This is a genomic window from Stackebrandtia sp. (genome assembly GCF_035643755.1).
Lineage (GTDB): Bacteria > Actinomycetota > Actinomycetes > Mycobacteriales > Micromonosporaceae > Stackebrandtia.
This window is the reverse complement of sequence record NZ_DASQPW010000299.1, coordinates 1-15005: the sequence shown is the minus strand read 5'-3', so window position 1 is coordinate 15005 and position 15005 is coordinate 1. Positions and strand designations below refer to the sequence as shown.

Sequence of the window (15005 nt, the reverse complement as noted above, 5' to 3'; positions counted from 1 at the left end):
TGGCGGGCCAGCTCGGCGGCCACCGACGTCGGCGCCACGCCGCGCGGCAGCCGCTCGAAGAGCTTCTTGTCCATGGCCTGTTCCAGGGCCCTGATCTGCGCGGTGATCGTCGGCTGCGACAGGCCGAGGATCGGCGCCGCCCCCGACAGCGAGCCCGCGCGGAACACCGCCAGAAACGTCCGCAACAGACCCAGGTCCACGCCGCCTCCCATCGGAATCTCTATCGATCGTAACGGCATTTCTATTGGTCAGGCGATGGGTTTGGTCCGTAGCCTTCAGCGGGTAAGCACCGATCAGGAGGGATTGATCATGGCGAAGATACTGCTGGTACTCACGGGACACCATTGGCTGGGAGGCACCGACAAGCCCACGGGATTCCACGTCGGCGAGGCGGCCTACCCGTACAAGGCGTTCACCGCCGCGGGCCACACCGTCGACCTCGTCACGCCTGGGTCGGGCACGCCGCAGCCCGACAGCCTCGACGATCACGACCCCGTCCAGCGCGAGTTCATGACCCTGGAGAAGGTGCGCTCGCACCTGGCCCAGCCCACGCGTCCGTCCGACGTGAACGCGGCCGACTACGACGCGATCTTCTACGCGGGCGGCCACGGCGCGATGTGGGACTTCCCCGACGACGCGCCGCTGGCCGACCTGGCCCGCGACATCTACGAGGCGGGCGGCGTCGTGTCGGCGGTGTGCCACGGCCCCGCGGGGCTGGTCAACGTGACCCTGTCCACGGGCAAGAACATCGTGGACGGAAAGCAGGTCGCGGCGTTCACCAACGCCGAGGAGGCCGCCGTGAAGGCCGACGGCATCGTGCCGTTCGCCCTGGAGACCGCGCTGGTCGACAAGGGCGCCAAGCACACTGGCGCCGACAACTTCGCGTCGCACGTCGTCACCGACGGCCGCCTGGTCACGGGCCAGAACCCCGCCAGCGCCGACGGCGTCGCCCATGCCGTGCTCGGCGTGTTGGCCCAGAGGTGACGGGCGTGGATGTGACGTTCGATGTCGTGACCGAGCGCGTGGCGCTGCATGTGGACGACTCCGAGTCCTCGATGGACGCGCTGGTGGCGCGGCCCGATACCGACGGGCGTTATCCAGGCGTGGTGGTCGGGTTCGAGATATTCGGTGTCACGCCGTACATCCAGCGCATGGCCGAGCGGGTCGCGGCGGCGGGGTACGTGGCGATCGTGCCCGACTTCTACCACCGTTTCGGCGAGGGAATCGTGTTGTCGACGGACGAGCGGGAGCGCGGGTTGGAGTTGGCGGGTTCGCTGAGCCGTCAGCAGGCGCTCGCGGATGTCACCGCGGCGCTGGAGTTTCTCGCCGAGAGTCCTTACTCCACAGGCGAAGCGGCGATGCTCGGGTTCAGCTTCGGCGGGCACATCGCGTATCTCGCGGCGACGCGGCTCGACCTGAGAGCGGCGGTCGCGTTCTACCCTGGCTGGCTGACGAGCGACGGGATCGCGCTGTCGCGTCCCGAGCCCACTGTCGAGTCCTCCAAGGAGATCTCGGGGCGGGTGCTGGTTCTGGTGGGCGAGGACGACCACGTCATCGACGCCGTGCAGCGTCGCGTCATCGCCGATCAGTTGGGCGATCGCGGCGAGGTCGTGGTGTATCCCGATGCGCCGCACGGGTTCGCCTGCGACGATCGGGAAACATTCCACGAAACGTCCGATAAGGACGCGTGGGATCGGGTGTGGCGGTTGTTGGGGGACGCCTTCGTGTGAGGTCGCTCATGGACGGCGGGGCCGCCTCATCGCATGGTGGTGGAGGCGGCTTCGCTGTAGCGACGCCTGAACACGGCGACCTCGACGCAGTTGCCACCACGACCGTTTGCCCCGCCTGTGCGGGTGCTCTTTCGCCAATGAACTCGTGTCATTGCAATGGCTCCTTTTCGACCGTCGCCTGGGCAGTCGGGGCGAGGCGCTCCAGTCGGATCTTCAGTTCGGTGGCCCGCCTGATGGCCCCCGTCGGGTCATAGTCGTAGTTGGTGTCGTCTCCCGCGACCGCAAGCAGCTCTCGCATCGACTCAAATGCCATGCGGGCACGCATCGCCTCGGCCACATGCGCCGACCGCTTGCGGTCCTCGATCCCCTCCAAGTACTGAGCTACGTCATCGGGGAAGCTGAAGGTCATCCGCTTTGTCACATTTGGAGCATAGTGGAGTATCTCTGTTGGGCGGCTGCTGCGACGCCTTCAACCCAGGTCGAAAATGGACGGTTGGTCCGCTTCACCGCATGGCGATGCGGGCGGCCTCGCCGTCGCTGCCGCCTTTCCGACGCGTAAAAGCGGCGACCTCGACGCAGTTGCCACCAGTACCGCTGCCTGCTCCAGTGCGTGTGCTTTTCCGCCACTGCACACGAGATACATCGGACCTTGTCATCGCGCTGCCTCCTTCCATAACTGATACTCGGCAAGGATATTGCGCATCAACTTCGCCGACTTGTCAGGGGACAGCGCGAGCGTACTCAACGCCGCGAACCTCATGTTGCATGAACGAACGTCCTCTTGGGTTTCGAGGTAAACGCTGCCCATCATTCCTTCGCAGTAGCCGACGTCGTGTTCCAGCGAAGGAATGGTCAGAATCATGAAGGAACCGTCAACGCCTGGATGCGCCCCGACATCAGCGGGGAGAACTTGCATGGCTACGTTCGCGTTTGCAAGCTCGTCAATGAGTCGTTCGAGTTGGCCGCGCATCACTCGCACCCCACCGACGGGGTTGCGAAGGACTCCCTCCGCAAGGATCACTTGCAACTCTGGTGGAGTCATCCCACGAAGAATGTGTTGCCTCGTCATGCGGGCTGCGATACGACTTTCCAACACTTCGGCCGCCACAGGCGAGTCCGAAACGGACATCAGTGCCCGCGCGTAGTCAGATGTTTGGAGAAGACCAGGAACTGCGGCAAGTCCGAACTCTCGAATAGTGCTGGCCGCACATTCAAGTCCCGCCATCGTATGAAACACCTTCGGCAGCGCACTCGACTGCCACCAGCCCTTCTTCCTGGCATCTTGCGCCATGTCGAGCAGTTCGTTGCGTTCCGCCTTCTTCAGTTCGTACGCCTCGGCGAGCTGCTCGATCTCGGGAGGTTTCGGACTGTAGCCGCGCGTCTCGATGCGTTGCAGCTTCGCCGCCGACCAGCGCTTGCCCAGCGACTTCAACTTCTCCCCCGCCTGAGCGATGGTCAGTTCGCGTCGGGTTCGGTAGCCGCGCAACGCTTCCGCGAGCTGCCACTGCCTCAGTGTCGGGCTGACTCCCTCGTCCACAGTCGCCTCCTCGTGTCGACAACACGACACTCCAAAAATGTAGATGTGCTTGACAAAGTGGTTTAACCATTTCATTCTCTTGTTAGGCACATCATAGCGTGAAGTCATACGCACATAGAGGAGCAGGGCCATGACACCCAGCGGAACCGAACGCATCCCCGACCACATGACACGCGACCAGGTCGTGGGACGCCTGATCGCCTGGCTCGGAACGGAACGAGCGCCAGCACTCGCATCCATGGTGGACTCTTTCGTCGCGCGCTTCGGCGCGGGCGGCCCCGAGGAATGCGAGCAGTCGCTCATGTGGGCGGTCCACATCGCCAAGGAGCACGACCACGTCGATCTCGACACCGCCGTGTACCTGGCAGCCCAACTGGGCGACATCGGCATCGACATCGCCCAGCTCAAGCCCGTCAGCGTGTTGCGTTGTCGCGAGTGCGAGTGATTCCTACACCGTGGAGGAGTCCAGGCGAGCGCGACGCCGTGCGGTGCCGCGCCCCAGGTACCACTCGCAGACCAGCAGGCACAGCGTCCAGCTGAGCCAGGCCGTGATGCCCGCCGTGACGTACATGGCCAGGCGCATGTCGTTGTGGTACACGGTTTTCAGCCCGCTGAACACCCCGATGGCGACGGGGATCGCCACGATGCGGTTGACGATGATCGACATCGTGAGGGTAAAGCTGCGGATCATCCATTTGCGGTGTTCGACGAAGCGCTTGCGGCGGGCCGCGCGGAATCCCGCGATGGTGAATGTGATCCACAGTGGCGCCATGACCATCAGGCCCACGCCGTCCACGGGCCCGAACGGGCTGGTCGCGCCGAGCACCAGGGACGCCGCGCCCGCGGGCAGCACCCCGCCGAACACGTAGACCCGTCCCGACACGCGGTGCAGCCTCGGGTGGCGCGAGCGCAGTCTCGGCCAGATCTGCATGCAGCAGGTGACCATGGCGACGGAGGCGAACAGGACGTGCGCCACCAGGAAGCCGTAGTAGGGCGGGAACCACTTCGGAGGGTCGATTTTGGACTGCGCGGGGTCGAGGGTGAGGTAGCGAGGCACCGACAGGACCAGGAACACGGCCGCCACCAGGAAAAGCGGGCCGATCCAGGGTCGGCGCCACCAACGGGTCTTCGGTGTCCGCCGCGCGGTGACGGGGGGTTGGGCGAGGGTGGTCATCGGGGTGGCCTTTCGTTTCGGTTCGGCGTGACGCCCACGCCGAAACTCTGTATTACGTATAGCATTAACTGTACGTCATACAGAGTTTTAAGATGGGGCCATCTCGACGAACGGTGGACGATGAACGCGAAGGACGACAAGACCGACGGGCTGGCGCGCAGTGCGGCGATGCTGTGGGGCGAGGCCGCCCCTGGGCGGCGCGGCCCCAAGCCCGCGCTCAGCCTGGACGCGATCGCCCGCGCCGCCGCCGACGTCGCCGACGCCGAGGGCCTGGCCGCGGTGTCGATGCAGCGGGTCGCCAAGGAGCTCGGCTACACCACGATGTCGCTGTACACCTACGTCCCCAGCAAGGACCTGCTGGTCGAGGCCATGGTGGACATCGCCACGGGACCACCTCCCCCATGGGCGGACGCGCCGAACGGCTGGCGGCCCCAGCTGCTGCGCTGGACCACCGACCTGTGGCACGTCTTCGCCCGCCATCCGTGGGGCCTCCAGGCCACCCTGATCGGACCGCCGCTGGGCCCCAATCAGCTCGCCTGGTTCGAACGACTGCTATCCACACTGTCCCGCAGCGGCCTGAGCACCGCCGATGTGAGCTCCACGGCGATGTTCGTGTTGGCGTCGGTGCGCGGCCTGGCCAAGATCGCCCTGGACGTCTACCCCGCGGCCAGCCCCGCCGAGGTGGCCGCCGCCAACGCCGAGTACAGCAAGGTGCTCCACGACGTGGCCGAGCGCGGCGGGCTGTCGGCGGTGGCGGCGTTCGCCGCCACGCCGCCACCCGAGGCGGACACCGACGCGGGCCTGCCACACGATCTGGCGTTCGGGATGAACCTCCTGCTGGACGGCATCGAGGGCCGCGTCGAACGGCATAGAAAAACCTGACAAGGATTGTCCGGTTTCGTTGTTAGCGTCGAGGTGCATTCAACAACGGAGGTCGACATGTCACAGGACAAACCACTGGACGGCCAGGTCGCGCTGGTCGCGGGAGCCACCCGAGGCACAGGACGAGCGTTCGCCGTCGAACTGGCCAGGGCGGGCGCGATCGTCTACGCCTCGGGGCGCAGCAGTCGGTCGAAGCGCTCCGAAATGGACCGTCCCGAGACCATAGAGGGCACCGCCGAGCTGATCGCCGAGGCGGGCGGGGTCGGGCACGCCGTCGTGTGCGACCACCTGGACCGCGAACAGGTGCGGGACCTGGTGGCGCGCATCGAATCCGAGCAGGGACGACTGAACGTTCTCGTCAACGACATCTGGGGAGGTGACCACCTCACCGACTGGGAGGCGAAGCTGTGGGAACACGACCTCGACAAGGGCCTGCACGCGCTGCGGCTGGCCATCGACACCCACATCATCACCAACCACGAGGCGCTGCCGCTGCTGGTCAAGAACCCGCACGGTCTGGTCGTCGAGATCACCGACGGCACCTGGGACTTTCCCAACAACGAGTACCGCGGCACGTTCTTCTACGACCTGGCGAAGATCACGCCGCCCCGCATCGCGTTCGCCCTGGCGACCGAGCTCAAGGACTTCGGCGGGATGGCGGTGTCCCTGACGCCAGGCTGGATCCGCTCCGAGGCGATGCTGGACGAGTTCGGCGTCACCGAGGCCAACTGGCGCGACGGCACCAAGAAGGATCCCGAGTTCTGCATGACCGAGTCACCGTACTATGTGGCCCGATGCCTGGTGGCGCTCGCCAGCGACCCGAAGCGGGAGCGCTGGAACGGGAAGTCCGTGGCCAGTTGGGATCTGGCGCCCGAGTACGGCGTAACCGACATCGACGGCACCCAGCCGAGCTTCCTGAGGTTCATCCGCGACGTTCGCGAGGACGGCGCGCCCATCGACGACTCCAAATACCGCTAGGTCCATAGTGGTTCCCCAGCCGCGGCGAGCGATACGCGCGGCTGGGGGTCGGTCGAAGTCAGGACGCGCTTCGCGGCTGGTTGAAGCGCAGCATGTTGCCCGCGGGGTCGCGGAAGGAACAGTCGCGCACGCCGTAGGGCTGGTCGATCGGCTCCTGGATCACCTCTCCCCCGCGCGAACGGATGTGCTCGAAGGTGGCGTCCACGTCGTCGGTGGTGAAGATGACGGCGCGCAACAACCCCTTCGCCAACAGCTCGTTCATGGCCTGGCGGTCGGCGGGCGAGGCGTTCGGGTCCGCCAGCGGCGGCTCCAAGACGATGCTGACGTCGGGCTGCGCGGGCGAACCCACTGTCACCCAACGCATCCCCTCGAAGGAGACGTCGGCGCGCACCTCGAGTCCGAGGACGTCGCGGTAGAAGGACAGCGCCTTGTCATGGTCGTCGACGGCGATGAAGCAGGTAGAAAGCTTGACGTCCATGCTCGTCATGCTACGGCTGCGGCTCGAACCTGTCTCGCCGATCAAGGCGGCGCTCTCGCCCGTCGACGTGGACGTCGCGCTGGTGTAGAGGGAGACGGCTTGGTGCAGAGCGGTTCCTCGGCCACGGCTTCCGAGAGGGAAGCGTCAGGGGGGAGGGGGGCGAAGACCCTTGCGGCGTCAAAACGGGGAGGGAAGCCCTTGTGGCGTCCATTGCGAGAAGGGGGCCCCTTGTGGCGTCTGCGGCATGCGAGGGGGAACGTCCATGGCGGGGAAGGGAAAGCCCTCGTGGCGTCCACGGCTAGTGAGAGCAAAGGACCTTGTGGCATCCGTGGCGGGGAAGGGGAAAGGCCACGTGGGTTTCCATGGCGAGGAGGGGAACGCCCTCGTGGCGTCCACGGCTAGTGAGAGCGAAGGACCCTGTGGCATCCGTGGCGGGGAAGGGGAAAGGCCACGTGGGTTTCCATGGCGAGGGAGGAACGCCCCTCTTGTGGCACTCGCGGCGGGGAGGACGTGGTGTCTACGGCAGGGAGGAGGTAAGAGCCCTTGTGGTGTCTACGGCACAGATGGGGAGACGCTTGTGACGCCCACGGCGAGTTTGTCGGGTGGGGCGAGGGCGAGCCTCCCGCGCTTTATCTGCCGTGGCAGGGGAACCGCTCTGCACCAAGCTTTCCCCAGGCAGGCGCCGTCACTTCGCCTTGCGTACGGGGCGCGTGTAGATCTTCGCGTAGCACGCGGGTATCGCCGCCCCGTCGTCGTGGGGTCGATCGCGATAGGAACTCGGGGATTCGCCGACCAGCTCGGCGAATCGGGTGCTGAACGAGCCCAACGACGTACAGCCCACCGCGAAGCACACCTCGGTCACCGACAGGTCGCCGCGCCGCAACAGCGCCTTGGCGCGTTCGATGCGCCGCGTCATCAGATACCCGTACGGCGTCTCGCCGAACGCCGCGCGAAAGCTGCGCGAGAAGTGGCCCGCCGACATCAGGGCGTCACGCGCCAGCGCCGCGACGTCCAGGGGTTGGGCGTAGTCGCGATCCATCCGATCGCGGGCGCGACGCAGCCGAACCAGGTCCTCCAGCATCACGCGACCACTGTCGCACAGTGCCGCGACAACGTCGAGTCACTCGTACAGCTCGGCCGTGCGACGCGCGGCCTCGGCGACCCTGGCGCGCAGCGACGCGGGCTGAAGAACCTGAACATCGGGCCCCAGCGCCAGCATCTCGACGTACGCGACGTCCAGCGACTCCACGGGCAGCACGGCGCGCGACCAGCCGTCGGCGTCGGGTTCGTCGATGCGGGTCATGGCGACCGACAACGGCTCGCGGGTGAAGCGCAGCCGCTTCGCGCCCAGGGGGCTGAGGCGCACCACGACGCGGTCGTTGAGCATCGATCGGGCGAAGTCCTCGGAGCGCTGGCTCCAAAACTCCGACAGGTCGAAGTCGGTGTCGCGCGTGAACTCGGTGCCGCACGCCGCGACGTGGCGGAATCTGTCCACTCGGTACACGCGGTAGTCGTTTCCGCTGCGGGCGGCCAGATACCATACGCCCGCCTTCAGCACCAACCCGTACGGTTCCAGGACGCGACGCACCAGCGTCGGCTCGACGGTCTCCACCAGCCGCTTACCGCGCACATAGGACACTTCCACCGTGTGGTCCGTCCACACCGCACTGGACAGGGTGCTGAGCACCTCGGGGGTCTCCATGCGGCGGAACCATCCTGGCGCGTCCAGGTGGAAGCGCTGCCGCACCCGCGCGGGCGCCTCGCGGGCCGACGGTGCCAGGGCGGCGCCGACTTTGAGCCGCGCGGCCAGCGCCGCGGCGTCCAAACCCATGCCGCTGAGGGCCTCGGGCGCGCCCGACAGGAACAGCGCCTCGACCTCCTCGCGCCCCAGGCCCGTCAGGCGCGTGCGGAAACCGTCCAGCAGCTTGTATCCGCCGTCGCGTCCCTGTTCGGTGTAGACGGGGATGCCCGCCTCGGCGAGTTCGAGGGCGTCGCGGGCGATGGTGCGGGGGCTGACGCCGAGCTCGGCGGCGAGCTCGGTGCTGGTGAGCTGGCCCCTGTTCTGTAGCAGCAGGACCATCGAGATCAGGCGGGCGGCGCGCACGGTCTCAACGTGCCTTCGCGACGGGGCGAACCGCCTTGGCGCGTTCGCGGTGGGCGCGCACCCTGGCCTTGACGCCGCAGCGTCCGCTGGGGCACCAGCGGCGGCGTCCCGTGGGGTCGAGGAAGATGGCGCGGCAGTCGGGTTCGGCGCAGCGGCGCAGCTTCTCGTGGCCGCCGCCCGCCAGGCAGGTGACGGCCTCGCGCACCACGCAGGCCATGGCGGCCGACACCGACGTGGGAGCGGTGTAGGACAGCCGCTTGTCGGCCACGAACAGTTGCGGCGCCTGGTATCCGTGCCAGACGCGGTCGGCCTCGGCGACGGCGTCCGAGTCGGGCGCCTCGCCGTCGATCGCGGAGGTCGCCAGCGATCGCAGGGTGTCGCGCACGGTGCGGGCGAAGGCCAGGTCGGCTTCGGTGACGGGCAGGTCGGCGTCGGTGTCCATCTCGTGGTGCAGCCACTCAGCCAGCCGCGTCGTGTCCCGCAGCCGCTCGACGGGGTCGGGGCCGTGGGCGTCGGCCACGGTGGCCAGCAGGTTGAGCCACCGGTTCCCCGCGTCGTAACACAACTGGAGTCTGGTGTCCTTGTTCACACCCCGAATGTAACACCTTGACGCGTTACCTGTGGACGCATAGGTTGTAACACGTTATCGCGTTACATAAAGGAGCCCCCACATGACATCCCGCCGCGCGCGCCTGAAGGCCCTGGTCCTGGGGCCCGTCCTGCCGATCGTCTTTGTTGTCATGTGGACCAGCGGGTTCATCGTCGGACCGATCGGCGTGAGCGTCGCGCCGCCCCTGGCCCTGACCCTGTGGCGCTTCATCGTGGCCGCCGTCGTGATGGGCGTCGTCTCGCTGCTCACCAGGGCGCCGTGGCCGCGCGGGCGCGCCGCCTGGCTCCAGCTCGTCGCCACGGGCATCCTCATGCAGGCGACGCTGTTCGCGGGCGCCTACCTGGGGCTGTCCATGGGCGTGTCCGCCGGGCTGGCGGCGCTGATCAACGGCGCCTCCCCCGTGCTGGTCGCCGCGGCGGGAACCTTTGTGCTGAAAGAGAAGCTGTCGATCCTGCAATGGGCGGGAACCGCGCTGGGCTTCGTCGGACTGGCCATCGCCGTCAGCGGCGAGCTCGGCGGCGGCAGCACGGGCGCGGGCATCGGCTTCATCCTGATGGGAACCGTCGGTTTCGCCGCGGGCACCCTGATCCAGCGCCGCACGGGCGCCAAGATGGACCTGCGCACAGGCGCCACCGTCCAGCTGGCCACCGCCGCCGTCGTCATGGCCCCGATCGCCGCCCTCCACGATGGACTCACCATCCCCGTCAACGTCACCTCCGTCGCCTCCCTGCTGTGGCTGGCGATCGGCAACTCGGGGCTGGCCTTCGCGGTGATGTTCTTCATGCTGCGCACCCGCTCCGCCGCCGACACCACCCGCATCATCCTGCTGGTGCCGCCGCTGACATCCGTGGTCGCGTGGCCCGTGCTGGGCCAGGCCCCGCAGCTGCCGATCTGGATCGGCCTGGTCGTGGCCGGGGTCGGCATCCTGATCGCCTCCCGCGCGCCGCGGCCGGCCCCGGGCGAGCCCGTCGCCGAGCCCGTCCTGGAACCGGCCGCCACGCGTTAGCCCCAGGCGACGGGCAGCTCGTGGACGCCGTAGACCTGCATGTTGGTGCGCAGCGGAATCTTGGCGGCGGGAACCGCCAGTCGCAGGTCGCCGAAGCGCCGCAGCAGGCCGCCGATCCCCGCGCGCACCTCGATGCGGGCCAGCTGCTGCCCCAGGCACTGGTGAATGCCGTGCCCGAAAGACAGGTGGCCGCGCGCGTTGCGCCGCACGTCCAATGTGTCGGGATCGTCGAAGCGCGCGGGATCGCGGTTGGCCGCCAGCATCGACACCGCCACGCAGGTTCCCTCGGCGATGCGCTCGCCGCCGAACTCGACGTCGGAGGCGGCCACCCGCACCCCGATGTCGGCGATGGTCAGGTACCGCAGCAGCTCCTCCACCGCCCCGGGCATCAGCTCGGGCTCGGCGCGCAGCGCCGCCAGCTGCTCGGGGTGCTCCAACAGCGCGAACGTCCCCAGCGCCAGCATGTTCGCGGTGGTCTCGTGGCCGGCTCCCAGCAGCAGCTGGCCCATGCCCACCACCTCCTCGTCCGTGGCGTCGCCGCGCCGCAGCAGGTCGCTGAGGAGGTCGTCGCCGGGCTCGGTGTGCTTGCGCCGCACCAGTTCCGTCAGGTACTCGGTCCCCGCCGTGTACGCGGCGATGCGCTCGTTCACGTCGATGTCCAGCGTCATGGCCTTCGTCGTGATGTCCTGGAAGAACTCGCGATCGGCGTACGGAACCCCCAGCAGTTCGCTGATCACCAGCGACGGGATCGGCAGCGCGAACTCCTTCACCAGGTCGGCGGGCGGCTGCAGGCCCGCGAGGTGGTCGAGCTGGCGTTCCACGGCCTCGCCGATGAAGGTCTCCCACTGCTTCATGCGCTTGACGGTGAAGGTGCCGGTCACCAAGGTGCGCAGCCGCGAGTGGTCGGGCGGGTCCATCTTGATGAACATGCCGGGCTGGGTCGGCATCGGCGGGATCGTCGCCATACCGTCGGCATCCACGGGCATGTGGAGCTGGTAGGTGTCCATTCGGGACGAGAAGCGGGTGTCCGAGATGAACGCCCGCGCCAGCTCGTACCCCGTGATCACGTAGCCGTCGTGGCCGTCGGGGAACACCAGGCGGCTGATCGGCCGCGACTCGCGCAGCCGGGTCACGGCCCGCGGCGAGTCGAAGGGGCCGGCGTCGCGCTCGGTGGGAATGCCGTGGGGAATCGGTGCCTCGGTCATCGCAATACTCCTGTCAACTGATGACCTCAGCGTGCCGCCCGGCGTTCTCACGGCGGTTTCACCGCGGTTTCAGCGGGTTTCGCCCGCTCACTTCACGGCGGCGGTCACGGCGGTGGCCAGCGGCGTGGTGTCGCGCCCGATCAGGTCGTGCAGGTCGGTGCGGGTCGAGTACAGGTCGCCGCGCGCCACGCCCGAATCCCAGTCGGCCAACATCTCCGCCACGCCTTGCGGCAGGCCCGCCTTGGTCAGCTCGGCGATGAACTCCTCGGGCGGCAGGTCGCGATAGGACACCTGCCGTCCGCTGAGCAGGCCCACCTCGGCGGCGAGATCGGTCATGGTGAACGACGAGTCCCCGGCCAGCTCGTAGACCTTGCCCGCGTGCCCGTCGCCGGTCACCACCACGGCCGCGGCCTCGGCGTAGTCGGCGCGCGCCGCCGCCGACACGCGCCCGTCCGCCGCGCAGCCCAGCCGCACCCCGTGCTCCAGGTCGCCGTCCAGGTGTTCGGTGTAGTTCTCCAGGTACCAGCCGTTGCGCAGCAACACATGCGGCAGACCCGAGGCCGCCAGCAGCCGCTCGGTCTCCAGGTGCTCGGCGGCCAGCCCGATGCGGGAGGTGTCGGCCGACAGCAGGCTGGTGTACGCCACCTCGCCGACGCCCGCCTCGACGGCGGCGTCGATGACGTTGGTGTGCTGGCGCACCCGCTGCCCCACCTCGCTGGCGGAGATGAACAGCAGCTTGTCGGCCCCGGCGAGGGCGGACGACAGGCTGGCGGGGTCGTCGTAATCGCCGTGTGCCACCGCGATCCCCCGCTCCCCCAGGTCGGCGGCCTTGGCGGGGTCGCGCACGGCGACCCTGAGGTCCCGCGGCGCCACCCCGCGCGCCAGCAGCGCCTCCACCGACAGGCGTCCGAGATGCCCCGTGGCTCCGGTGACTACGTACATGGTTTTCCCTTCCCGGTCGTGCGTTTTCCCTTATAGACCGTTTATTGCGATGATCCCTACGCTCCGAATTCATCAAACCATGCTCATGCCTCACAGGCTAGGAGAAGGCACCGATGATGAACGATCGAAACCCCGCTGCGCGAACCCGGTACTCCCGCAGATGGATCCTCACCCGCGCCGGGCTCACCGCGGCGGCCGTCGCCGTCCCCACGGCCTGGCTGGCGAGGTCGGCCATGGCCGACGACAACACCAGGGCGACCGTCGACATGGAGATGGTGCTGCTGGCCGCCCAGGTCGACCCGCCCAAGGACAACTCCGACCCCACCGACGGCTGCAAGGACCACGTCCTGGCCGTGGAGCAGGCGTTGCAGGCGCGGGGCCTGCTCGACGCGGCGCAAGTCGACGGACACTTCGGGTCGTCGACAGTGGACGCCTACTCCGCGTGGCAGAAGAAGCTGGGCTACGACGGCCTGGACGCCAACGGCATGCCCGGCCCCACCTCGCTGGCCAAGCTCGGCGAGGGCAAGTTCGACGTGTCCAATAAGGTCAGCGCGGGCGACCGCGGCGACTCCTACGGCGGCGAGACGACCAACACCCGCACCGTCCAGATGCTGGGCGCCGCCGACGACAAGCTGAGCTGGGACATCACCCTCACCCAGGGCTCCTACAACAGCTCCAACCCCGGCTCGGCGGGCACCCACGACGGCGGCGGCGTGGTCGACGTCAACGTCAACGACCTGGACGACACCCAGCGCTGGGAGACCGTCAAGGCGCTGCGCACCGTGGGCTTCGCGGCCTGGCTGCGCACCCCCGACGACGGCTTCGAGTACCACATCCACGCCGTGGGCGTCTCCGACCCGGATCTGTCCACCGCGGCCCAGCCCCAGGTGTACGACTACTTCGTCGGCAAGAACGGCCTGGCCAACCACAACGACGACAACACGCCGGACGAGTACCGGGTGGACTTCACCTGGTGGGAGAAGTACCAACGCGGCTAGACCCGTCCGTCGCCTCGCGGACTGACCCAATGCCGCCACCGGACTGGCGGCGCCCGGCGCGCGGCGTCAGGGTGGGTCGGTCCGCGAGTGGTGGAGGGGCGAGGATGCGAAAACGGGGACGTTCGTGGCGGGTGATCGTCGAGATCTACGCCCGCGGCGCGGACGACGTGTGGGCCGCGGGCAGCATCGACAATCCCCACGGCGACGATCCCGCGTCCGACAGCACGGCCGTGCCGGGGCATTGGGATGGCACGCGGTGGGACATGTCGGACGGCAGGAAGTACGCGTACACGGGTATCGCCGACGACGGAGACGGCGGGCTGTGGCTGTCCGACGGCAACGGCGGCCTCGACCACCGCGCCCCCAACGGCGAATCGTCGAGGTACTCCATACACTGTCGCGGCGGCACCACAATGGATTCCACCGATGTCGGCCACCTGCCCGGCACGCCGACGACGTTCGCGATAGCCGACCAGGACGGCGACACCGTCTCGGGAGAGATCCTCATGACGTCGTGCTGAGCACCGGCGGCGCCCCCGCGTGACAACGTGCGGCAGACTGGGGTCATGAGCGACAACTCCGCCGATCCCGGTTTTTCCGGACGGTTGGTCTCCGGAGAGGCCGTGGAACTCGACATCCGGGTGGCCCGGCTGGGCTCCCGCGTCCTGGCACTGGCGATCGACTTCCTGCTGTACTCGGGCGCCACCTTCGTTCTCGTCCTGGTGACGCGGCTGATGCTGGCGCTCATGCTGCCCAGCGGCCTGGTGGACGACGCGCTGGACGCCGCCGTCGTCACCATCGACCTCACCCTCGGCTTCGTCGGCGTGCCCGCCCTGGTGGAGACCCTGTCGCGCGGCCGTTCGGTGGGCAAGCTCGCCGTCGGGCTGCGGGTGGTGCGCGACGACGGCGGCCCGATCCGCTTTCGGCACGCGCTGATCCGCGCGCTGTCGGCCTTCGCCGTGGAGTTCCCCGGCATCCTGCTGCCCGGCCTCACCTGGTTCGCGTGCCTGGCGATCATGCTGGTTCACCCGTCGGGCAAGCGCTTCGGCGACCTGTCGGCCGGCACCATCGTGATCCACGAGCGCACCCCCGACGCCCGCATCTGGGCCCCCGTGATGCCCGCGGGCCTGGCGGGCTGGGCCGCCGTGGCCGACATGACCTCATTGGACGACGACCTGGCGCTGGCGATCCGCCACTTCCTGGCCCGCAACCACGAGATCTCCGAGCCGGCCCGCACCCGGCTGGGTCTGGCGCTGGCGGGAGAGCTGAAGTCCTTCGTGGTTCCCGACCCGCCGCGCGGCACCCCGGGCTGGGCCTTCCTGGCCGCCGTCCTGGCCGAGCGCTACCGCCGCGCCTCCACC

At 68.3% G+C, this 15005-nt stretch carries 21 protein-coding genes; 9 read left to right on the top strand and 12 right to left on the bottom strand.

Annotated elements, in window-relative coordinates; all coding sequences use genetic code 11:
- Positions 1-212 (bottom strand): LysR family transcriptional regulator (locus VE172_RS23665; RefSeq protein ID WP_349258517.1); only part of this gene is annotated, 212 nt, incomplete at its 3' end.
- 97 nt (positions 213-309) lie between these two features.
- Between VE172_RS23665 and VE172_RS23660 the strand changes: the two genes are divergently transcribed.
- Positions 310-984, top strand: a complete 675-nt coding sequence (locus VE172_RS23660; RefSeq protein WP_324804472.1) for a type 1 glutamine amidotransferase domain-containing protein — start codon at positions 310-312, stop codon at positions 982-984.
- Between the two features lie 5 nt (positions 985-989).
- A complete protein-coding gene (locus VE172_RS23655; protein WP_324804471.1) occupies positions 990-1730 on the top strand; it encodes a dienelactone hydrolase family protein in 741 nt (246 codons plus the stop codon).
- 26 nt (positions 1731-1756) lie between these two features.
- On the opposite strand, the gene VE172_RS25790 is transcribed toward VE172_RS23655, so the two are convergent.
- From VE172_RS25790 to VE172_RS23645, 4 genes are all read right to left on the bottom strand, one after another.
- Entirely contained in the window at positions 1757-1882 is a 126-nt protein-coding gene (locus tag VE172_RS25790) for a DUF397 domain-containing protein (RefSeq protein ID WP_414715144.1), read from the bottom strand.
- Positions 1879-2151, bottom strand: a complete 273-nt coding sequence (locus VE172_RS23650) for a hypothetical protein (protein WP_324804470.1) — start codon at positions 2149-2151, stop codon at positions 1879-1881. The genes VE172_RS25790 and VE172_RS23650 overlap by 4 nt, the downstream gene beginning before the upstream one ends.
- 82 nt (positions 2152-2233) lie before the next feature.
- The gene (locus tag VE172_RS25590) at positions 2234-2386 is read right to left on the bottom strand and encodes a DUF397 domain-containing protein (protein WP_349258516.1); all 153 of its coding nucleotides are present in this window, start codon (positions 2384-2386) and stop codon (positions 2234-2236) included.
- Complete coding sequence (locus VE172_RS23645) at positions 2383-3399, bottom strand: helix-turn-helix domain-containing protein (RefSeq protein WP_324804469.1); 1017 nt, start codon at positions 3397-3399, stop codon at positions 2383-2385. The genes VE172_RS25590 and VE172_RS23645 overlap by 4 nt, the downstream gene beginning before the upstream one ends.
- On the opposite strand from VE172_RS23645, the gene VE172_RS23640 reads away from it, so the two are divergent.
- Complete coding sequence (locus VE172_RS23640) at positions 3398-3712, top strand: hypothetical protein (protein WP_324804468.1); 315 nt, start codon at positions 3398-3400, stop codon at positions 3710-3712. The two genes, VE172_RS23645 and VE172_RS23640, sit on opposite strands and share 2 nt — an antisense overlap.
- Positions 3713-3715: 3 nt before the next feature.
- On the opposite strand, the gene VE172_RS23635 is transcribed toward VE172_RS23640, so the two are convergent.
- Positions 3716-4441: a DUF2306 domain-containing protein gene (locus VE172_RS23635; RefSeq protein ID WP_324804467.1), complete on the bottom strand. Its 726-nt coding sequence runs from the start codon at positions 4439-4441 to the stop codon at positions 3716-3718.
- 120 nt (positions 4442-4561) lie between these two features.
- Here VE172_RS23635 and VE172_RS23630 point away from each other — a divergent pair, with 120 nt between their 5' ends.
- Both VE172_RS23630 and VE172_RS23625 read left to right on the top strand, forming a co-directional pair.
- Entirely contained in the window at positions 4562-5323 is a 762-nt protein-coding gene (locus tag VE172_RS23630; protein ID WP_324804466.1) for a TetR/AcrR family transcriptional regulator, read from the top strand.
- Between the two features lie 57 nt (positions 5324-5380).
- Positions 5381-6301, top strand: a complete 921-nt coding sequence (locus VE172_RS23625; protein WP_324804465.1) for an SDR family oxidoreductase — start codon at positions 5381-5383, stop codon at positions 6299-6301.
- Between the two features lie 58 nt (positions 6302-6359).
- On the opposite strand, the gene VE172_RS23620 is transcribed toward VE172_RS23625, so the two are convergent.
- The 4 genes from VE172_RS23620 to VE172_RS23605 form a co-directional block, all read right to left on the bottom strand.
- On the bottom strand, positions 6360-6779 hold the full coding sequence (locus tag VE172_RS23620; protein WP_324804464.1) for a VOC family protein: 420 nt from the start codon (positions 6777-6779) through the stop codon (positions 6360-6362).
- A 685-nt stretch (positions 6780-7464) separates the two neighbouring features.
- Entirely contained in the window at positions 7465-7863 is a 399-nt protein-coding gene (locus tag VE172_RS23615; protein ID WP_349258515.1) for a helix-turn-helix transcriptional regulator, read from the bottom strand.
- A 36-nt stretch (positions 7864-7899) separates the two neighbouring features.
- Entirely contained in the window at positions 7900-8883 is a 984-nt protein-coding gene (locus VE172_RS23610) for a helix-turn-helix transcriptional regulator (protein ID WP_324804463.1), read from the bottom strand.
- Positions 8884-8887: 4 nt separating this feature from the next.
- Positions 8888-9472 carry a CGNR zinc finger domain-containing protein gene (locus tag VE172_RS23605; RefSeq protein WP_324804462.1) on the bottom strand — a complete coding sequence of 195 codons (585 nt, stop codon included), beginning with the start codon at positions 9470-9472 and terminating at the stop codon, positions 8888-8890.
- A gap of 82 nt (positions 9473-9554) precedes the next feature.
- Between VE172_RS23605 and VE172_RS23600 the strand changes: the two genes are divergently transcribed.
- Positions 9555-10499 carry a DMT family transporter gene (locus VE172_RS23600; RefSeq protein WP_324804461.1) on the top strand — a complete coding sequence of 315 codons (945 nt, stop codon included), beginning with the start codon at positions 9555-9557 and terminating at the stop codon, positions 10497-10499.
- Here the strand turns inward: VE172_RS23600 and VE172_RS23595 are convergent.
- Positions 10496-11704: a cytochrome P450 gene (locus tag VE172_RS23595; RefSeq protein WP_324804460.1), complete on the bottom strand. Its 1209-nt coding sequence runs from the start codon at positions 11702-11704 to the stop codon at positions 10496-10498. The two genes, VE172_RS23600 and VE172_RS23595, sit on opposite strands and share 4 nt — an antisense overlap.
- Positions 11705-11791: 87 nt before the next feature.
- On the bottom strand, positions 11792-12646 hold the full coding sequence (locus tag VE172_RS23590) for an SDR family oxidoreductase (protein WP_324804459.1): 855 nt from the start codon (positions 12644-12646) through the stop codon (positions 11792-11794).
- Positions 12647-12762: 116 nt separating this feature from the next.
- On the opposite strand from VE172_RS23590, the gene VE172_RS23585 reads away from it, so the two are divergent.
- From VE172_RS23585 to VE172_RS23575, 3 genes are all read left to right on the top strand, one after another.
- Positions 12763-13644: a peptidoglycan-binding protein gene (locus VE172_RS23585; RefSeq protein ID WP_414715145.1), complete on the top strand. Its 882-nt coding sequence runs from the start codon at positions 12763-12765 to the stop codon at positions 13642-13644.
- Between the two features lie 104 nt (positions 13645-13748).
- Positions 13749-14165 (top strand): hypothetical protein, encoded by a 417-nt coding sequence (locus VE172_RS23580; protein ID WP_324804457.1) that lies wholly within the window; start codon positions 13749-13751, stop codon positions 14163-14165.
- Between the two features lie 45 nt (positions 14166-14210).
- Positions 14211-15005, top strand: a 795-nt coding sequence (locus VE172_RS23575) for an RDD family protein (protein WP_324804456.1), incomplete at its 3' end; no start/stop codon positions are given.

Coding starts and splice junctions, on each gene's coding strand:
- VE172_RS23660 (WP_324804472.1), top strand. CDS start 310: ATGGCGAAGATACTGCTGGTACTCACGGGACACCATTGGCTGGGAGGC.
- VE172_RS25790 (WP_414715144.1), bottom strand. CDS start 1,882: ATGACACGAGTTCATTGGCGAAAGAGCACCCGCACAGGCGGGGCAAAC.
- VE172_RS25590 (WP_349258516.1), bottom strand. CDS start 2,386: ATGACAAGGTCCGATGTATCTCGTGTGCAGTGGCGGAAAAGCACACGC.
- VE172_RS23640 (WP_324804468.1), top strand. CDS start 3,398: ATGACACCCAGCGGAACCGAACGCATCCCCGACCACATGACACGCGAC.
- VE172_RS23645 (WP_324804469.1), bottom strand. CDS start 3,399: ATGGCCCTGCTCCTCTATGTGCGTATGACTTCACGCTATGATGTGCCT.
- VE172_RS23635 (WP_324804467.1), bottom strand. CDS start 4,441: ATGACCACCCTCGCCCAACCCCCCGTCACCGCGCGGCGGACACCGAAG.
- VE172_RS23630 (WP_324804466.1), top strand. CDS start 4,562: ATGAACGCGAAGGACGACAAGACCGACGGGCTGGCGCGCAGTGCGGCG.
- VE172_RS23625 (WP_324804465.1), top strand. CDS start 5,381: ATGTCACAGGACAAACCACTGGACGGCCAGGTCGCGCTGGTCGCGGGA.
- VE172_RS23620 (WP_324804464.1), bottom strand. CDS start 6,779: ATGGACGTCAAGCTTTCTACCTGCTTCATCGCCGTCGACGACCATGAC.
- VE172_RS23600 (WP_324804461.1), top strand. CDS start 9,555: ATGACATCCCGCCGCGCGCGCCTGAAGGCCCTGGTCCTGGGGCCCGTC.
- VE172_RS23595 (WP_324804460.1), bottom strand. CDS start 11,704: ATGACCGAGGCACCGATTCCCCACGGCATTCCCACCGAGCGCGACGCC.
- VE172_RS23590 (WP_324804459.1), bottom strand. CDS start 12,646: ATGTACGTAGTCACCGGAGCCACGGGGCATCTCGGACGCCTGTCGGTG.
- VE172_RS23585 (WP_414715145.1), top strand. CDS start 12,763: ATGAACGATCGAAACCCCGCTGCGCGAACCCGGTACTCCCGCAGATGG.
- VE172_RS23580 (WP_324804457.1), top strand. CDS start 13,749: ATGCGAAAACGGGGACGTTCGTGGCGGGTGATCGTCGAGATCTACGCC.